18 protein-coding genes and 4 tRNA genes are annotated in these 17677 nt (G+C 33.8%); 8 read left to right on the top strand and 14 right to left on the bottom strand.

Translation table 11 applies throughout. The annotated features are described in order from the left end of the window. Positions 1-10: 10 nt before the first annotated feature. The 4 genes from ACFS5J_RS01985 to ACFS5J_RS01970 form a co-directional block, all read right to left on the bottom strand. Positions 11-83 (bottom strand) — tRNA-Lys (locus ACFS5J_RS01985). A gap of 19 nt (positions 84-102) precedes the next feature. After that, a tRNA-Leu gene (locus ACFS5J_RS01980) sits at positions 103-187 on the bottom strand. Between the two features lie 45 nt (positions 188-232). Continuing rightward, positions 233-305, bottom strand: a tRNA-Lys gene (locus ACFS5J_RS01975). A gap of 29 nt (positions 306-334) precedes the next feature. Further along, positions 335-407, bottom strand: a tRNA-Lys gene (locus ACFS5J_RS01970). A gap of 130 nt (positions 408-537) precedes the next feature. On the opposite strand from ACFS5J_RS01970, the gene ACFS5J_RS01965 reads away from it, so the two are divergent. Further along, positions 538-1056, top strand: a complete 519-nt coding sequence (locus ACFS5J_RS01965) for a shikimate kinase (protein WP_379810278.1) — start codon at positions 538-540, stop codon at positions 1054-1056. Here the strand turns inward: ACFS5J_RS01965 and ACFS5J_RS01960 are convergent. Genes ACFS5J_RS01960 through ACFS5J_RS01950 form a run of 3 tightly spaced genes read right to left on the bottom strand, consistent with a single transcriptional unit; the run spans position 1048 to position 2501 of the window. Then, positions 1048-1542 carry a phosphoribosyltransferase domain-containing protein gene (locus tag ACFS5J_RS01960; protein WP_379810276.1) on the bottom strand — a complete coding sequence of 165 codons (495 nt, stop codon included), beginning with the start codon at positions 1540-1542 and terminating at the stop codon, positions 1048-1050. The two genes, ACFS5J_RS01965 and ACFS5J_RS01960, sit on opposite strands and share 9 nt — an antisense overlap. A 4-nt stretch (positions 1543-1546) precedes the next feature. Then, positions 1547-2125: a methyltransferase domain-containing protein gene (locus tag ACFS5J_RS01955; RefSeq protein WP_379810274.1), complete on the bottom strand. Its 579-nt coding sequence runs from the start codon at positions 2123-2125 to the stop codon at positions 1547-1549. Next, complete coding sequence (locus tag ACFS5J_RS01950; RefSeq protein ID WP_379810273.1) at positions 2112-2501, bottom strand: RNA-binding S4 domain-containing protein; 390 nt, start codon at positions 2499-2501, stop codon at positions 2112-2114. The genes ACFS5J_RS01955 and ACFS5J_RS01950 overlap by 14 nt, the downstream gene beginning before the upstream one ends. 78 nt (positions 2502-2579) lie before the next feature. Here ACFS5J_RS01950 and ACFS5J_RS01945 point away from each other — a divergent pair, with 78 nt between their 5' ends. Continuing rightward, positions 2580-3518 carry an FKBP-type peptidyl-prolyl cis-trans isomerase gene (locus ACFS5J_RS01945; protein WP_379810271.1) on the top strand — a complete coding sequence of 313 codons (939 nt, stop codon included), beginning with the start codon at positions 2580-2582 and terminating at the stop codon, positions 3516-3518. A gap of 64 nt (positions 3519-3582) precedes the next feature. Here ACFS5J_RS01945 and ACFS5J_RS01940 read toward each other — a convergent pair whose 3' ends face one another. Then, positions 3583-4536: a transketolase family protein gene (locus ACFS5J_RS01940; RefSeq protein ID WP_379810269.1), complete on the bottom strand. Its 954-nt coding sequence runs from the start codon at positions 4534-4536 to the stop codon at positions 3583-3585. 20 nt (positions 4537-4556) lie between these two features. Further along, entirely contained in the window at positions 4557-5405 is an 849-nt protein-coding gene (locus ACFS5J_RS01935) for a transketolase (RefSeq protein ID WP_379810267.1), read from the bottom strand. A gap of 187 nt (positions 5406-5592) precedes the next feature. Here ACFS5J_RS01935 and tgt point away from each other — a divergent pair, with 187 nt between their 5' ends. The 6 genes from tgt to ACFS5J_RS01905 all read left to right on the top strand — a co-directional run bounded on the left by tgt (position 5593) and on the right by ACFS5J_RS01905 (position 12768). After that, positions 5593-6723, top strand: coding sequence for a tRNA guanosine(34) transglycosylase Tgt (gene tgt / locus ACFS5J_RS01930; protein WP_379810265.1), 1131 nt, complete (start codon positions 5593-5595; stop codon positions 6721-6723). Positions 6724-6736: 13 nt separating this feature from the next. Beyond that, positions 6737-7813, top strand: a complete 1077-nt coding sequence (locus ACFS5J_RS01925) for an LptF/LptG family permease (RefSeq protein ID WP_379810263.1) — start codon at positions 6737-6739, stop codon at positions 7811-7813. Next, a complete protein-coding gene (locus tag ACFS5J_RS01920; protein WP_379810259.1) occupies positions 7800-8696 on the top strand; it encodes a DMT family transporter in 897 nt (298 codons plus the stop codon). Before ACFS5J_RS01925 ends, ACFS5J_RS01920 begins: the two co-directional genes overlap by 14 nt. Before the next feature lie 66 nt (positions 8697-8762). Continuing rightward, entirely contained in the window at positions 8763-9716 is a 954-nt protein-coding gene (locus ACFS5J_RS01915) for an acetyl-CoA carboxylase carboxyltransferase subunit alpha (RefSeq protein WP_379810258.1), read from the top strand. A gap of 152 nt (positions 9717-9868) precedes the next feature. Further along, the gene (gene dnaB, locus ACFS5J_RS01910) at positions 9869-11416 is read left to right on the top strand and encodes a replicative DNA helicase (RefSeq protein ID WP_379810257.1); all 1548 of its coding nucleotides are present in this window, start codon (positions 9869-9871) and stop codon (positions 11414-11416) included. A gap of 158 nt (positions 11417-11574) precedes the next feature. Beyond that, positions 11575-12768, top strand: a complete 1194-nt coding sequence (locus ACFS5J_RS01905; RefSeq protein ID WP_379810704.1) for an asparagine synthetase B — start codon at positions 11575-11577, stop codon at positions 12766-12768. A gap of 31 nt (positions 12769-12799) precedes the next feature. Here ACFS5J_RS01905 and rlmF read toward each other — a convergent pair whose 3' ends face one another. The 5 genes from rlmF to thrS all read right to left on the bottom strand — a co-directional run bounded on the left by rlmF (position 12800) and on the right by thrS (position 17095). Beyond that, positions 12800-13759: a 23S rRNA (adenine(1618)-N(6))-methyltransferase RlmF gene (gene rlmF, locus ACFS5J_RS01900; protein WP_379810256.1), complete on the bottom strand. Its 960-nt coding sequence runs from the start codon at positions 13757-13759 to the stop codon at positions 12800-12802. A gap of 107 nt (positions 13760-13866) precedes the next feature. Beyond that, on the bottom strand, positions 13867-14211 hold the full coding sequence (gene rplT / locus ACFS5J_RS01895) for a 50S ribosomal protein L20 (RefSeq protein WP_379810255.1): 345 nt from the start codon (positions 14209-14211) through the stop codon (positions 13867-13869). Between the two features lie 110 nt (positions 14212-14321). Continuing rightward, complete coding sequence (rpmI, locus tag ACFS5J_RS01890) at positions 14322-14519, bottom strand: 50S ribosomal protein L35 (protein WP_140964640.1); 198 nt, start codon at positions 14517-14519, stop codon at positions 14322-14324. A gap of 54 nt (positions 14520-14573) precedes the next feature. Beyond that, positions 14574-15125, bottom strand: a complete 552-nt coding sequence (infC, locus tag ACFS5J_RS01885) for a translation initiation factor IF-3 (RefSeq protein WP_379810703.1) — start codon at positions 15123-15125, stop codon at positions 14574-14576. Between the two features lie 29 nt (positions 15126-15154). Continuing rightward, positions 15155-17095, bottom strand: a complete 1941-nt coding sequence (thrS, locus tag ACFS5J_RS01880) for a threonine--tRNA ligase (RefSeq protein ID WP_379810254.1) — start codon at positions 17093-17095, stop codon at positions 15155-15157. Between the last annotated feature and the right edge of the window lie 582 nt (positions 17096-17677).

Below are 17677 nucleotides of genomic sequence, written 5' to 3'. Positions count from 1 at the left end.
TTGTTTTTTGTGACCTGGCTGGGGCTCGAACCCAGGACCCCATCATTAAAAGTGATGTGCTCTACCAACTGAGCTACCAAGTCAATATTTTAAATTCTGTTCTGGTGACCATGATGGGAGTCGAACCCATACGTCTTGCGACACCACCCCCTCAAGATGGCGAGTCTACCAATTCCTCCACATGGCCTTAAACAAAAAAAAGTTAAGCAGCTAGGCTTAACTTTGTATTTTGTGACCTGGCTGGGGCTCGAACCCAGGACCCCATCATTAAAAGTGATGTGCTCTACCAACTGAGCTACCAAGTCAATGCCTTTAGGAATATGTTATGTTTTTGTGACCTGGCTGGGGCTCGAACCCAGGACCCCATCATTAAAAGTGATGTGCTCTACCAACTGAGCTACCAAGTCATTGTTGTTGTTCCTTCAATGCGGGTGCAAATATAAGACGTATATTTTATTTTCCAAGCGTTTTTTATTATAAATTTGTCTTTTTTTTTGAATTAGTTTTTAACGTATTAATTTTAAAGTGGTTATTGAAATGAAAAAAATTGTGTTAATTGGCTACATGGGATCGGGGAAGTCTAAAATTGGAGAAAATATTTCAAAAAATATAGGAATTCCCTTTTATGATTTGGACGAAATAATCGAAAATGTGGAGCAAGACACGATAAAAAATATTTTTCAAGCAAAAGGAGAGGTCTTTTTTCGTAAAAAAGAAAGTGTTGTTTTTAGAGAATTTTTAAATAATAACGATAATTTTATCTTGGCATTAGGTGGAGGTACGTCTTGTTATGCGAATAATCATGAACTTTTAAATCAAGACGGAGTAGTGTCAATTTATTTAAAAGCTTCAATAGCTACTTTAGTAGAACGTTTGAGTAAGGAGAAAAGTAAACGTCCTCTAATTGCACATTTAAACGATGCGGAATTAGAGGATTATATTCGTAAACATTTATTTGATAGAGGATACTATTATTTACAAGCGAAACACACAGTGGCTGTAGATAATAAGTCTGTTAAAGAAATAAGCGCTGAAATAGAAAATCTATTAGCTTAAATAAGCGTAGCTACTGTTTGCTTCAAACACTACTTGGATGTGTTCTTGTAGAGAAGTAGATAGTGATAAACCTTTAAAATCTGCTTTTACAGGGTATTTTTTATGATTTCGATCGACTAATACGGCTGTTTTGAATTTGCTTAAAGGGACGTCAAGAAAATGCTTTACACCATATATAAGCGTAGTGCCCGAATTTAAAACATCGTCAACTAAGACTAATCCTTTATTTTGGTACTCTTCTGGATTTAGAGAAGTAGTAATAGTTTCTTGAGGATTTTGTTTGTTAATGTGTACTTCGCAAAGGGTAACCTTTAAATCCGATATTTTGTTCAATTCTGCAGCAATTTTCTCGGCAAATGTATACCCGCTATTTGCGATACCAGCAATAATAACTTCTTTCTCATCGACAAAAGTTTCAAAAATTTGATAGCTAATGCGTTTTATTTTATGTTCGATTTCTTGATGATTTAAAATAATATTTTGCATGGTTTTATTTTTTCTCAAAGATAAAAAAGAGTTCTTTATTTGCGCGTGGTTTTATGGAATTATATGCGCGTTCCATTTTTTTTAGTTTGAATAGTGGTTCAAAACGTTCAGTGTATTCATTTTTACTTCCTCCAAAAGGTGGTCCTTCATTTGATAAAGGGAAATCAAAAAGTAATCCAGTAATTTTTCCATTAGGAGCTAAAATTGAATGAACCTTTTTGACATATTGATCTCTCAGATTTGGATCTAAAGCACAAAAGAAGGTTTGCTCTATAATTAAATCGAAAGTATCATCCAATTCAAAAAAATCCCCGTTTAGAATCTGACTTTTATAGTTGGGGTGTTTAGTGAGTAGGTTTTGTATAGGATTTTGAGCAATATCTATGACGTGCACATTGGTAAACCCTTTCTTGATTAAATAACTAAATTCGTAGCTGTTACCAGCGCCAGGAATTAAAATTTTTAAGGATTTGTTTTCAAGTTGGTCAATATACTCTTTTAAAGGTGTGGTGATAGTTCCTGTATCCCAACCTGTTTCATTTGTCTGATAACGGTTTTCCCAATAGTCTTTATTCAATTTCATCTTCAAAAAAGTCTTCGTTAGTGTAATCGTCAATGTCTCTTCGGTCTTTTTTGGTTGGTCTACCTTCTCCTTTGGCGCGGTAATGCTCTTTGCTTAATTTTAAAAGTTCTAAATGAGTAAAAGCTTCTTGAGGTGTTTCGTCCTTTCGATAAATATCAACAAGTTTTGCACCCACACGGTTTTGTGGAATGTCTAAAACCGTAATTTGATAATTGATTTGATCCTTTCGCATCACTATCTTATCAGAAGGAAATACTTCTCTAGAGGGTTTAGCTGTTTGGCCGTTTACACTGATGTGCCCTTTCTTAATCGCTTCGGTAGCAATACTTCTGGTTTTGTAATATCGGGTGCACCATAAAAATTTATCGACGCGCATACTTAAAGTCAAAAATGAATGTTAATATTAATACAAAAATAAAGTAAAATTGTATCTTGCACCTCAAAATTTATGAAAATGAAGAAAATTTATACAATAGGTATTGTTGCTTTTTTATTGACTTTAGTTGCTTGTAAAAAAGATGATGGTACAACTATTACACCTCCTCGTGACAGACAAGAAGTTTATAATGAAAACATTGTTGAGATTGAAAATTATTTGAAAAATAATTATTTAGAGGTAGTAGGAGATGATGCGACTGTAAAAGCTATTGACGCGGATCAAGTGTCCATATGGGATGATGCAGCATATCCATTACAATCTATTACTGTAAAAAATGATTCGCGTACTAGTTTATTAACAGACGGGCGTATTGATGATGCGGTTTCTTATAAGTTGTATTATATTGTATTGAATGAAGGTTTGGGACAGACTCCTACAAGTGTCGATTCTACATTTACTGCTTATAAAGGTTGGAATTTGGATAACGAAATTTTTGACCAAAATAACAACGGTTATTGGTTCTCTTTTCCAGAGTCTTCAATTTCTTCCATTTCAGGTTACCGTCAAATTTTATCAAAGGTTAAAACAAGTCCTAATAATGCGCCTACGTTGAATCCTGACGGTACATTGTCATGGTTTGATTATGGAAATGTAATCGTATTTATTCCTTCTGGATTGGCTTATTTTAATGGTGTTTTAACAAACATTGGACAATATGCACCTATTGTTTTCCAAATAAAATTGTTTACATTAAGAGAAAGAGATCACGATCAAGATTTGATTGCAGATAAATATGAAGATTTGAATGGAGATAATGATTTCTTTAACGATGATACAGATGGAGATGGAGTGCCAGATTTTTTAGATATTGATGATGATGGTGATAATGTGTTAACCAAGACAGAATTGATTGAAACAAATGATGGAAACGGTAATATTACGTATTATGATTTTGATACAGTGCCAACATGCGGAGGAACACTTAAAAAGTATTTAGATCCAAGTTGTCAGTAAAAATAGAAAAGAAATAAAAAAAATCCCAATCTAATGATTGGGATTTTTTTATTGTGGAATTGTATTATTTTCTTTTTAATACTTTTTCAACTGCCTCAACAATGGCTTGGTTGTTTAATTTGTATTTTTCCATTAATTGTGCTGGAGTTCCTGATTCACCGAAACTATCGTTAACGGCAACAAATTCTTGAGGAACAGGATTGTTTGTTACCAATGTTCTTGATACACTTTCGCCCAAACCTCCTAAGATGTTGTGCTCTTCAGCTGTTACAATGCATCCTGTTTTTGCAACTGACTTCAAGATAGCTTCTTCGTCAAGTGGTTTGATAGTGTGAATGTTGATTACTTCAGCTGAGATTCCTTTTGCTTCTAAAGCTTCAGCAGCGATTAGTGCTTCCCATACTAAGTGACCTGTAGCAACAATAGTTACATCAGTACCTTCATTTAACATAACAGCTTTACCAATTACGAATTCTCCGTTTTCAGGAGTAAAGTTTGGAACACTTGGACGTCCGAAACGTAAGTATACTGGTCCGTGGTGTTCTGCAATAGCAATAGTTGCGGCTTTAGTTTGATTATAATCACAAGGATTGATAACAACCATTCCAGGTAACATTTTCATTAATCCGATATCTTCAAGGATTTGGTGTGTAGCACCATCTTCTCCTAAAGTTAAACCTGCGTGTGATGCACAAATTTTAACGTTTTTATCAGAATAAGCGATTGATTGACGAATTTGATCGTAAACACGACCTGTAGAAAAGTTTGCAAAAGTACCCGTGAAAGGAATTTTACCTCCTATTGTCATACCTGCAGCAATTCCCATCATGTTTGCTTCAGCAATACCTACTTGGAAAAAACGCTCTGGGTGATTCTTTTTAAAATTATCCATTTTTAATGAACCAATTAAGTCGGCACAAAGTGCTACAACATTTTCATTTTTTTGTCCAAGTTCTGTTAGTCCAGCACCAAACCCTGAACGTGTATCTTTACTTCCTGTATTTGTATATTTTTTCATTGTTATTTTCAATTGAAGGATTAATAGTCACCTAAAGTTTCTGGGTTTTGTGCTAAAGCCGATGCTAATTGTTCGTCATTAGGAGCTTTACCATGCCAAGCATGTGTATGCATCATAAAATCAACACCATTACCCATTTCAGTATACAATAAAACACAAACCGGTTTTCCTTTTCCAGTTTTAGCTTTAGCTTCTGTCATACCTGCAATAATAGCTTCAATGTTATTTCCTTCTTTGATTTCTAAAACATCCCATCCAAAAGCTTCAAATTTAGCTCTTAAACTTCCCATTGCTAATACTTCGTCGGTGCTACCATCAATTTGTTTACCGTTTACGTCAACAGTTGCAATTAAATTGTCAACATTTTTTGCAGAAGCATACATGATTGCTTCCCAGTTTTGACCTTCTTGTAATTCACCATCTCCGTGTAAAGTATATACTAAAGTTGGGTCATTGTTTAATTTTTTTACTTGTGCAGTACCTAAAGCAACACTAAGTCCTTGACCTAATGAACCTGAAGCCATACGTACACCTGGTAAACCTTCGTGTGTTGTAGGGTGACCTTGAAGTCTTGAATTTAAATGTCTAAATGTAGCCAACTCACTTACAGGGAAATAACCACTGCGTGCTAAAACACTATAGAATACTGGAGAGATATGTCCGTTTGATAAAAAGAATACGTCTTCATTAATTCCATCCATGTCAAATCCTTCTTTACGTGTCATAAGGTTTTGATATAGTGTTACTAAAAATTCAGTACAGCCAAGAGAACCTCCTGGGTGACCAGAATTTACAGCGTGTACCATTCTTAGTATATCTCGTCTTACTTGAATGGTTAAATCTTGTAATTGTTGTGTGTTTGCTTTCATTTAATAAAAAAAATTTTTGCAAAAATACTTTATAATTTTGCTTTCAACAAACCTTTTATCAGGAAGTTATTCGAAATTCTAAAACATTTATTAGTAAAGTAAATTTCCTAAATCTATTTTAAATTTTTGACACACCTTACATTCAAGTGGGGTATTTCAATTATATTTGCCTCTGTAAAAGAAAAGTATGAAGTTCGATTTAGTCAAAAAAGACGAGAAAAGTAAAGCGAGAGCTGGTTTTATTACTACAGATCATGGAGTAATTGAAACCCCTATTTTTATGCCGGTGGGTACGGTGGCTTCTGTAAAAGGAGTGCATCAGCGTGAATTGAAAAACGATATTAATCCTGATATTATTTTAGGAAATACATATCATTTGTATTTACGTCCACAGACGGATATTTTAGAAAAAGCTGGTGGATTGCATAAATTTATGAATTGGGATAGAAATATCTTAACCGATTCTGGAGGATACCAAGTGTATTCGTTATCGTCAAACCGAAAAATTAAGGAAGAAGGAGTTAAATTCAAATCACATATCGATGGATCATACCATTTTTTCTCTCCGGAGAATGTAATGGAAATCCAACGTACAATAGGTGCTGATATTATTATGGCATTTGACGAGTGTACACCTTATCCTTGTGATTATCGTTATGCTAAACGTTCGATGCATATGACACACCGTTGGCTAGACCGTTGTATTTCACATTTGGATAAATTACCATTCAAGTACGGTTACGAACAAACGTTTTTTCCAATTGTTCAAGGGAGTACTTATAAAGATTTACGTGCACAATCGGCGGAATATATTGCAAATGCAGGCGCTCAAGGAAATGCTATTGGTGGGTTATCAGTAGGAGAGCCAGCAGAAGAAATGTATGCTATGACAGAAGTAGTTACTGCAATTCTTCCAGAAGATAAGCCACGTTACTTAATGGGGGTTGGTACACCAATCAATATTTTGGAGAATATTGCTTTGGGTATTGATATGTTTGACTGTGTTATGCCAACACGTAATGCTAGAAACGGAATGTTGTTTACAGCAAATGGTACAATCAATATTAAAAATAAAAAGTGGGAAGCTGATTTTTCTCCTATTGACGAGATGGGGCACACTTTTGTTGATTTAGAATACTCTAAATCATATTTACGTCATTTGTTTGCTGCAAATGAATATTTAGGGAAACAAATTGCAACGATTCATAATCTTGGTTTTTACATGTGGTTAGTTCGTGAAGCAAGACGTCAAATTCTTGCCGGAACTTTCAGAGAATGGAAAGATAGAATGGTGGTGCAAATGAGTCAGAGACTTTAATCAAAGTTATCGAATGAAATTAATAGATAAGTATATTTTAAAACGATATTTAGCAACTTTTTTTACCATGTTGTTGCTATTTATACCGATAGGAATTGTAATCGATGTTTCTGAGAAAGTAAACAAGATGATTGAAAAGAATGTTCCTTTGGATAAAATTCTACTTTATTATGTTGATTTCACAATCTATTTTGCCAATTTACTATTTCCGATATTTTTATTTTTATCGGTTATTTGGTTTACTTCCAAATTGGCTAATAACACTGAAATTATTGCTATTTTAAGTTCGGGGATTTCCTATTATCGCTTTTTAAAACCTTATTTTATTGGGGCTACTATCGTTTCAATTTTTGCATTAATAATGGGATTTTTCCTTGTGCCCAATGCTAGTAAGGGATTTAATGATTTTAGGTACACCTATTTGAAAGGAAATAGTAAAACGCGGGAAACTACAGATATTTATAGACAAATAGGTAAAGACGAGTTTATTTATGTGAGCAATTATAACTATTTGTCAAAAACAGGATTCAATTTTGTTTACGAAAAGTTTAAGGATAATGTTTTAGACCATAGAATTGCGGCTAATCGTATTAAATATGATGAGGAAACCAAGACGTATGCGTTGTATAATTATTCAAAACGTACAGTTGGCCCTTTGAATGATGAGTTGCAGTCGGAAGATAAAAAGTTGATGAAATTTAATTTTGAACCTGACGATTTAACTCCAGTAGTTTATGTGGCGGAAACGATGACGATAGGTGACTTAAATGAATTTATTGACAAAGAACGCAAAAAAGGTAGTGCTAATATTAATACTTATTTGGTAGTATTTTATAAAAAGTTTAGTTTACCAGTTGCAGCTTTTATTCTAACTATTATTGCTGTAGCAGTTTCTTCGATGAAACGAAGAGGAGGGATGGGGGTTAATTTAGCAATTGGTATTGTGATTGCTTTTACTTTTATATTCTTTGATAAAGTATTTGGTACACTTGCTGAAAAATCGAGTGTTTCTCCTTTAATCGCAGTATGGTTGCCTAATTTTGTTTTCGGATTGTTGGCTATTTATTTATTACGTAATGCAAAACGATAATTTTAAAAGTTATCTGCTACTCCATCTTATAGTTTTTATTTGGGGGTTTACGGCAGTTCTTGGAGCTTTAATTTCTTTAGATGCTTTACCGCTTGTTTGGTGGCGTATGATTTTAGCTGTCGTTTTTATTTTTGTTTACATTAGGATAAAAAAGATTCCTATAAATATTCCCAAAAAGACACTAGCTGTATTTTTAATTGCTGGTTTGGTTATTGCTTTACATTGGCTTACTTTTTTCAAAGCAATTAAAGTGTCAAATGTTTCGGTAACCTTAGCCTGTTTGTCAACTGGTGCTTTTTTTACCTCTATTTTAGAGCCTCTTTTATATGGTAGAAAAGTAATTTGGTATGAAGTGCTATTTGGATTGATTGTAGTATCTGGACTTTATATTATTTTTCAGGTCGAGGGTGATTATGTATTAGGTATTGTTTTAGCGCTTACTTCAGCTTTTTTGTCGGCGTTATTTTCGGTTATCAATGGAAGATTCGCCAAGGAGTACGATGCGAGTACTATTTCATTTTATGAACTTTTTGGTGGTGTCTTATTTCTATCTGCTTTTTTGATGTTTTCAAATGGTTTTACCAGTGAATTCTTTCAATTAAAATTATCCGATTTAGCTTGGTTGTTACTACTTTCATCCGTGTGTACTGCTTTTGCTTTCATTGCATCGGTTAAGGTTATGAAATTTTTGAGTCCTTATACTGTAATGTTGACAATTAATCTCGAACCTATTTATGGAATCATACTTGCAGTGCTTATTTTTCAAGAGAAAGAAAAAATGAATCCAAGTTTTTATGTTGGAGCCTTAATCATCTTGTCTACTGTTGTATTAAACGGGATTTTGAAAAATTATCAAAAAAAGAAGAAACTAAAATTAAACTAGTTGAATTGTTTTTCAACTGAAAATTTTATCTTTGCCTTCACAAAACAAACCAAAAGAATAACCCCTATGGAGTATTTAGATTTTGAATTACCTATAAAAGAACTTGAAGATCAGCTAGATAAATGTGTGGTCATAGGTCAAGAATCTGATGTTGACGTAACCAATACGTGCAAACAAATAGAGAAGAAATTAGAAGAAACCAAGAAAAGTATATATGAAAATTTAACGGCATGGCAACGTGTGCAATTATCACGTCACCCAAACCGTCCTTATACAATGGATTATATCAAAGCTTTATGTGGTGATACCTTTTTAGAACTTTTTGGTGATAGAGGTGTTAAGGATGATAAAGCAATGGTTGGTGGTCTTGGTAAAATTGGTGGACAATCGTTCATGATTGTTGGTCAACAAAAAGGTTATAATACAAAAACACGTCAGTACCGTAATTTCGGTATGGCGAATCCAGAAGGATACCGCAAAGCACTTCGTTTGATGAAAATGGCTGAAAAATTCGGAATTCCTGTTGTTACTTTTATTGATACCCCAGGTGCTTATCCAGGACTAGAAGCAGAGGAGAGAGGTCAAGGAGAAGCTATTGCAAGAAATATTTTTGAAATGAGCCGTTTACAAGTTCCAGTAATCTGTATCATTGTAGGTGAAGGTGCTTCAGGAGGTGCTTTAGGAATAGGTGTTGGTGATAAAGTTTTCATGTTAGAAAATACTTGGTACTCTGTAATTTCTCCAGAATCATGTTCATCAATTTTATGGAGAAGTTGGGAGTACAAAGAGCAAGCAGCTGAGGCTTTAAAACTTACGGCTATTGATATGAAAAAACAAAAGTTAATCGATGACATCATACCAGAACCACTAGGTGGAGCACATTATGATAGAGCAACAACTTTTGACACAGTCCAAAAATATATCATTAAGTCTTACAACGAATTAATTAAATTATCAACAAATGATTTAATTGCGAAAAGAATGGACAAGTACAGTAATATGGGCGAGTTTAAAGAATAATTTACAATTTGAAATACTATAAGTCCGAAACCTTACAGTTTCGGATTTTTTTTGACTTATTAACAATAAAGTATTGTTTTTCAACAGTTTATTAACAACTGTTTTTTATAAACAATTTTAACTCATACTATAATTTTGGTTACATTAGCATAATGGAAAATATCAAAAATATGAACTCTTTAAAAGTAGATAAATCTGCTTTAATCAATCTCGAAAAAGGGAAATTACCGCCGCAAGCTGTTGATTTAGAGGAAGCTGTGCTCGGTGCAATGATGATTGATAAAAAAGGAGTAGATGAAGTAATCGATATTTTACAGCCTGATGCTTTTTATAAAGAAGCACACAAACACATTTTTCAAGCTATTGTTGAGTTGTTTAATGATACACAACCTATTGACTTATTAACGGTCTCGTCACAATTGAAGAAGAACGGAAAATTAGACTTGTCTGGTGGTGATTTTTATTTGATTCAACTTACGCAAAAAATTTCATCTTCTGCTCATATCGAATTCCACTCAAGAATTATTTTACAGAAATTTATTCAAAGAAGTTTGATTAAAATTTCAAATGAGATTATTGAGGAATCGTATGATGAAACGACAGATGTCTTTGATTTATTAGACAAAGCAGAGTCGAAGTTATATGAAGTTACGCAAGGAAATATTAAACGTAGTTCAGAATCTGCTCAAAGTTTAGTTATCCAAGCAAAAAAACGTATTGAAGAGATTGCTGGTAAGGAAGGTTTAAGTGGTATCCCAACAGGTTTCCATGATTTGGATAAACTTACTTCAGGATGGCAACCTTCCGATTTAATTATTGTTGCAGCACGTCCGGGTATGGGTAAAACGGCTTTTACGCTTTCGATGGCGCGTAATATGGCAATCGATTATCAAGCGCCTGTAGCGTTCTTTTCATTGGAGATGTCCTCTGTACAGTTGATTACTCGTTTGATCTCGTCGGAAACTGGTTTGTCTTCGGAGAAATTGAGAACAGGTAAATTGGAAAAACACGAATGGGAACAGCTTTCAATTAAAGTAAAAGATTTAGAAAAAGCCCCTTTGTACATTGACGATACACCTTCGTTGTCTATTTTTGATTTACGTGCTAAGGCTCGTCGTTTAGCATCACAACACGGTATTAAAATGATTGTTATTGATTACCTTCAGTTAATGACCGCCGGAGGATCTGGCAAGGGTGGAGGAAATCGTGAGCAAGAGATTTCGACAATTTCTCGTAACTTAAAAGCTTTGGCAAAAGAGTTAAACGTTCCGGTAATCGCACTTTCACAGTTGTCGCGTGCCGTTGAAACGCGTGGTTCAAGTAAACGACCATTACTTTCTGACTTACGTGAATCTGGAGCTATTGAGCAGGATGCCGATATCGTATCGTTCATTTACCGTCCTGAATATTATAAAATTGACGAATGGGATGATGAAGAGCGTTCTCCAACTCAAGGTCAAGCTGAGTTTATTGTAGCGAAACACCGTAATGGTGGTTTGGAAAACATTCGATTGAAATTTATTGGTAACCTTGGTAAGTTTGACAATTTAGATGATTTTGGTTCGCCATTTGATGAATTGCCTTCGAAAATGAATCTTGATGATAGTAATCCATTTATGACGCCAAATCTTCCAACTCCTAATGAAGCGTTTGGAAGTAATATGAATTTTCAAGATGACGATTCCGATGTACCATTTTAAAAATATAAATCCCGATTATTCGGGATTTTTTTATGCCTTTTTTTTTAATATTTCTGTTATCTTTGATAATAAAACTTTACTTTTTGATACGATATACACTTATATTTTTCATTTTGTTGATCAGCATATGTTCAAATGCATCGTCAATTTTAGTACCGATGGATGCTGAAGCGCAACAAAATCACTTGAAAGCTTATGGAATGACTTATTGGGTTTTAGAAAAACAATTTAAAGTCAATTGGTTGTTGAATTATCGCGGCGGTTCGTTTCTGTTGCCTGATACTGCTGATATTAGGAAGGAATGTCAAATACGAGGAGTAAGTTTTGAAGTACTTTCTGATGCTGCCGCTAATGCGATTTTGGAAAGCATAAGTAGTCCTTCTCAAAATATGGAGACTGTTATTTTGGAAAAAGCACCAAAGATTGCGGTTTATACACCAAAGGGAAAACAGCCTTGGGATGATGCCGTAACGATGGTCTTAACCTATGCCGAAATTCCTTATACTGAAATTTATGATGAGGAAGTATTGTCAGACCAGTTGTTGTTGTACGATTGGTTGCATTTGCATCATGAAGATTTTACAGGTCAATATGGGAAGTTTTTCGGAGCTTATCGAAATGCGCCTTGGTATATCGAGCAAAAGAAAGAAGCAGAAGCATTAGCAGCTAAATTAGGTTATAACAAGGTGTCTGAAGAAAAATTAGCAGTTGCTCTTAAAATTAGAGATTACGTAATAGGAGGTGGGTTTATGTTTGCAATGTGTTCTGCTACTGATAGTTTTGATATTGCGTTAGCTGCAGAAGGTGTTGATATTTGTGAGCCAATGTTTGATGGAGATAATAGTGATGCTAATTATCAGGCAAGAATAAATTATAATGCATCATTTGCCTTTAAAGATTTTATGCTTGAAAAAAATCCTGTTGTTTATGAGTTTTCCGATATTGATACTACTTTGGATAGAATGAATAAACGTGTTCCATTTCCTCAAGATTATTTTACACTAATGGATTTTTCTGCAAAGTGGGATCCTATTCCTACTATGTTATGTCAAAATCATACACAATTGGTAAAAGGTTTTATGGGGCAAACAACTGCTTTTAAAGGAGATTTAATCAAGAGTAATGTCTTGCGTTTGGGTGAATGTAAGTTAAACGGTGAAGCAAGATACATTCATGGAACGAAAGGGAAGGGGATGTTTACATTCTATGGAGGTCACGATCCTGAAGATTACCAACATAAAGTAGGAGATGCACCTACGGTTTTAGATTTGCATCCTAATTCACCAGGATATCGTTTAATTTTAAATAATGTGCTGTTTCCTGCAGCAAGGAAGAAAAAACAAAAGACTTAATATTGATTAAGTCTTTTTTATTTTAAGTAATTTATTGCCAATGAATAATACTCCAGTTTTCTTGTTGTTGAGGATTTAAAAAAGTCCAAGCAATAAATCGGCTTATTTTATTTCCTTGTTCCATATTAATGGTTTTTATTTCAATTGCGCCAACCTTTTTCAAGTGATTGTATAAAGGTTTGAGGTTCTCTTTTTTGGATACTAAACTTGTAAACCAAAAACATTGTTTTTTGAAATGCACACTTTCATAAATTAAGTTGGTAATAAATGCAAGTTCTCCACCTTCACACCACAATTCATTGTTTTGACCACTGAAATTCAAAACAGGTTTACCTTCTGTAGTTTTTCCTAAATTGCGAAGTTTTCGTTGAGTACCTTTAGTCGCTTCTTCTCTAGAATTGTGAAAAGGAGGATTGCAAATTGTAAAATCGAATCGATCACCCTCAATAATACAATTTTTAAGAATATTACGTTTGTTTTGTTGAATGCGTAATTCAACATCTTTACTAAGTTGTGGATTGTTTTCAATAATTTTAGCACATGCTTTTAAAGATGGCACATCAGTTTCAGTACCAATAAATCGCCAATTGTATTCTTTATTTCCAATGATAGGGTAGATACAGTTTGCGCCAATTCCTATATCTAAACCTTTAATATGGTTGCCTTTTGGGATTTCATTTTTGTTTGAAGCTGCAAGTAAATCTGCAATATGATGTACATAATCAGCTCTGCCTGGTATTGGAGGACAAAGATTTGTTTTTGGAATATCCCAAAATTTTACATCGTAGAAATGAAGTAAAAGTGCTTTGTTTAGCGCTTTTACAGCATCTGGATTGGCAAAATCAATAGTTTCGGTTTCGTATTTATTAACAAAAACAAATTCTTTTAACTTTGGATACGTTAAGGTTAATGTGGGAAAATCATAACCCTGAAGATGTTTGTTTCTAGGGTGAAGATTTTTTTGAGTGGTAATTTTTTGTTCTTTTTTCAAAATGTTCATTTAATGCTTCAAAATTACATTATATAATGCTATAAAAAGAAAAATTCCCAACCTTTCGATTGGGAATTTTTTATAAGTAAGATAAACGGTTTGACGTTTTATTTAATTCTGTTAACGATAGCTGCGAAAGCTTCTGGGTGATTCATTGCTAAATCAGCAAGTACCTTACGGTTCAACTCGATGTTGTTTGCTTTTACTTTCCCCATAAATTGAGAATAGCTCATTCCGTGTAATCTTGCACCAGCGTTGATACGCATAATCCATAATGAACGGAAATTTCTTTTCTTTTGCTTTCTATCACGGTAAGCATAAGCCATTGCTTTTTCTACCGCGTTTTTCGCTACTGTCCAAACGTTTTTACGTCTTCCAAAGAAACCTTTGGCTTGTTTTAATATTCTTTTTCTTCTAGCTCTTGAAGCTACTCTATTTTTTGCTCTTGGCATAATTTTAAGTGTTTTTTGTAGTAAGGCGATCTTTCGAAACTTCTAACCAATTTTAATTTTAAGTTGGTTGCCCACTCCAGGGTTATTAATTAATTTTAACCAACAACGAATTAAATAATATTTAACTGTTGTTTAATGCTTTTCTCGTCTGTTTTATGTACTAAACCAGAGTGAGTTAAAGCTAGCTTACGCTTTTTAGATTTTTTAGTCAAAATGTGACTTTTAAAAGCGTGCTTTCTTTTTATTTTTCCAGAACCAGTAACTTTGAATCGTTTCTTAGCACTAGATTTAGTTTTCATTTTAGGCATTTTCTTCCTGTATTTAGTTTATCTTACTTATTATCTTTAACTGAATGAATCAGTTTATTTTGCTTTTTTCTTAGAAGCAATGTACATAATCATACGTTTTCCTTCTAAAACTGGCATTTGCTCAACTTTACCATATTCCTCTAATTCTTGAGCCAAACGCAATAAAAGAATTTGTCCTTGTTCTTTATAAATAATCGAACGACCTTTAAAGAATACAAATGCTTTTAATTTAGCTCCATCTTGAAGGAATTTTACAGCATTTTTCTTTTTAAACTCATAATCATGCTCGTCGGTTTGAGGTCCAAAACGAATCTCTTTAATAACAACTTGCGATGATTTGGCTTTTAGTTCTTTCTCACGCTTTTTTTGTTGGTATAAGAACTTACCATAATCCATGATTTTACAAACAGGTGGCTCTGCATTTGGAGAAATCTCTACTAAATCAACTTCTTGCTCTTCTGCAAGACGTAGGGCTTCACCAATTTTGTAGATACCAGGTTCTACATTGTCACCTACCAAACGTACTTCAGGAACACGAATTAAATTATTAATTCGGTGTGCTGCTTTTTTTTCTTCGCGAGGTTTATAACCTCTGTTGTTTCTAATTGCTATGGCTTTAAAAATTTAAGTTAAACTTAGAATTGTTTTAATGTTTTGTTTATTTCTTCTTGAACTAATGCCGCAAAAGCGTCAATAGTCATTGTTTGGTTTGATTTTCCATCATCACCATGACGTCTAACAGAAACGGTTCCGTTTTTCTCTTCATCCTCACCTACGATAAGCATGAAAGGGAATTTTTGTGTTTCTGCTTCACGAATTTTTTTACCAATAGTTTCGTTTCTATTGTCTATTTGGGCGCGAATTTCGTGATTTTCTAGCAAACTAAAAACTTTTTGAGCATAATTTTCATATTTCTCACTCAAAGACAAGATAATAGCTTGTTCTGGCATCAACCAAATTGGGAAGTTTCCAGCAGTATGTTCAAGTAAAATTGCAATAAAACGCTCCATACTTCCAAAAGGTGCTCTGTGAATCATAACCGGACGGTGTAATTCGTTGTCGCTACCTTTATAAGTAAGGTCAAAACGCTCTGGTAAGTTGTAATCTACCTGAATAGTTCCAAGTTGCCAACTTCTTCCTAAAGCATCTTTAACCATAAAGTCAAGTTTTGGTCCATAAAAAGCAGCCTCTCCAGCTTCAATTACATAATTTAAACCTTTGTCTTTAGCGGCGCTAATGATAGCATTCTCTGCTTTTTCCCAATTTTCTACGCTACCAATATATTTTTCTGGATTTTCTAAATCTCTTACTGATACTTGTGCGGTGAAGTTTTCAAATCCTAATGAACCGAATACATATAATACTAAGTCAATAACATTTTTAAACTCAGCATCCAATTGATCTGGAGTACAGAAAATGTGAGCGTCATCTTGAGTAAATCCTCTTACACGAGTTAGACCGTGTAATTCTCCTGATTGCTCATAACGATATACTGTTCCGAATTCTGCATAACGTTTTGGTAAATCTTTATAGGACCAAGGTCGTGCATTGAAAATTTCACAGTGATGTGGGCAGTTCATCGGTTTTAATAAAAACTCTTCTCCTTCTGCAGGTGTATGAATAGGCTGGAAGCTATCAGCTCCATATTTTGCGTAATGACCAGAAGTTACATATAGTTCTTTTTGTCCAATATGTGGTGTAACTACTTGTTCGTATCCTGCTTTCTTTTGTGCTTTTTTCAAAAATTGCTCCAAACGGTCGCGTAAAGCGGCACCTTTTGGTAACCATAATGGTAAACCTTGTCCGACACGTTGTGAAAAATGGAATAAATCCAATTCTTTTCCAAGTTTTCTATGGTCACGTTTTTTAGCCTCTTCTAATAATTGAAGGTATTCTGTTAAGTCTTTCTGTTTTGGAAATGAAATACCATAAACACGAGTTAACTGTTTATTTTTTTCGTTACCTCTCCAATATGCTCCTGCTACTGAAAGAATTTTCATGGCTTTAATTATTCCAGTATTTGGAATATGTCCACCGCGGCATAAATCTGTAAAGGTAGAGTGATCACAAAATGTAATAGTTCCATCTTCAAGATTTTCGATTAATTCAGTTTTAAATTCATTGTCTTTGTAAAAAGCTAATGCTTCTGCTTTGGTAGCTGAACGCATTTTGAATTCATGCTTTTCTTTGGAAATAGCAAGTACCCTGTCTTCGATTTTCTTGAAGTCAGCATCGGTGATTTTTTTATCCCCAAAGTCAACATCGTAATAGAAGCCATTATCAATTGCTGGGCCTATTGTTAATTTTATGCCAGGATACAATTCTTCCAAGGCTTGAGCCATTACGTGTGAGGTAGAATGCCAAAATGCTTTTTTTCCTTCTAGGTTATTCCAAGTATATAATATAAGAGTACCGTCAGAGGTTAATGGTGTGGTGGTTTCAACTGTTGTATTATTAAAGGAAGCTGAAATTACATTTCGAGCTAAACCTTCACTAATGCTTAAAGCTACATCCATAGGAGTCGAGTCTTTCGCAAACTCCTTAACCGAACCGTCAGGTAAAGTAATTTTTATCATCTCTTAATTTTTAATAAGATGCAAATATAATACAATACCTAAAGACATACAATATATATAGGTATACATATTAATATATTATTAGAGTGTTGCGATTCGAGGATTTGAAGAAGACTTGTTGTTTTTGAGTCGAATTTTGTGATTTAATCTTTTGTTGAAGTTCTTGTTTTATATTTTTAAAGTTTTAAAATCTGCTTATGGAGTAAAGAAGACTTATTTAGGTGTTAAGCGTAAAAATATTTCGATTTGTAAGTGCTTTATAATCAAACAGTAGAAAAATACTTTTAAAAATAGTTGGAGTAAGTCTTGTTAATGGTAAAAAAGATACTACTTTTGCACCCGCAATACAGGCAAGTTCATACAGATATTTTGGTTTAAGGGATGAGAATAAAAAAAGAATTTTTCTTTTAAAAAGCTTGTCAGAATCAAAAAAGGGATTACCTTTGCAGTCCGCAAAAACAGCGACGTTCTGATTACGTATTGAGTGAGTTTTTGGAGATTTAAAAAAGAAATTTTTTTTCAAAAAAAGCTTGTGAGATTAAAAAGAAGTTGTACTTTTGCAGCCGCTAATCGAGAGAGTAG

It is taken from the genome of Flavobacterium chuncheonense (genome assembly GCF_042686145.1).
GTDB classification, from domain to species: Bacteria; Bacteroidota; Bacteroidia; order Flavobacteriales; family Flavobacteriaceae; genus Flavobacterium; species Flavobacterium chuncheonense.
The sequence above is the reverse complement of the archived record's forward strand: the minus strand, read 5'-3'. Positions and strand labels throughout refer to the sequence as shown.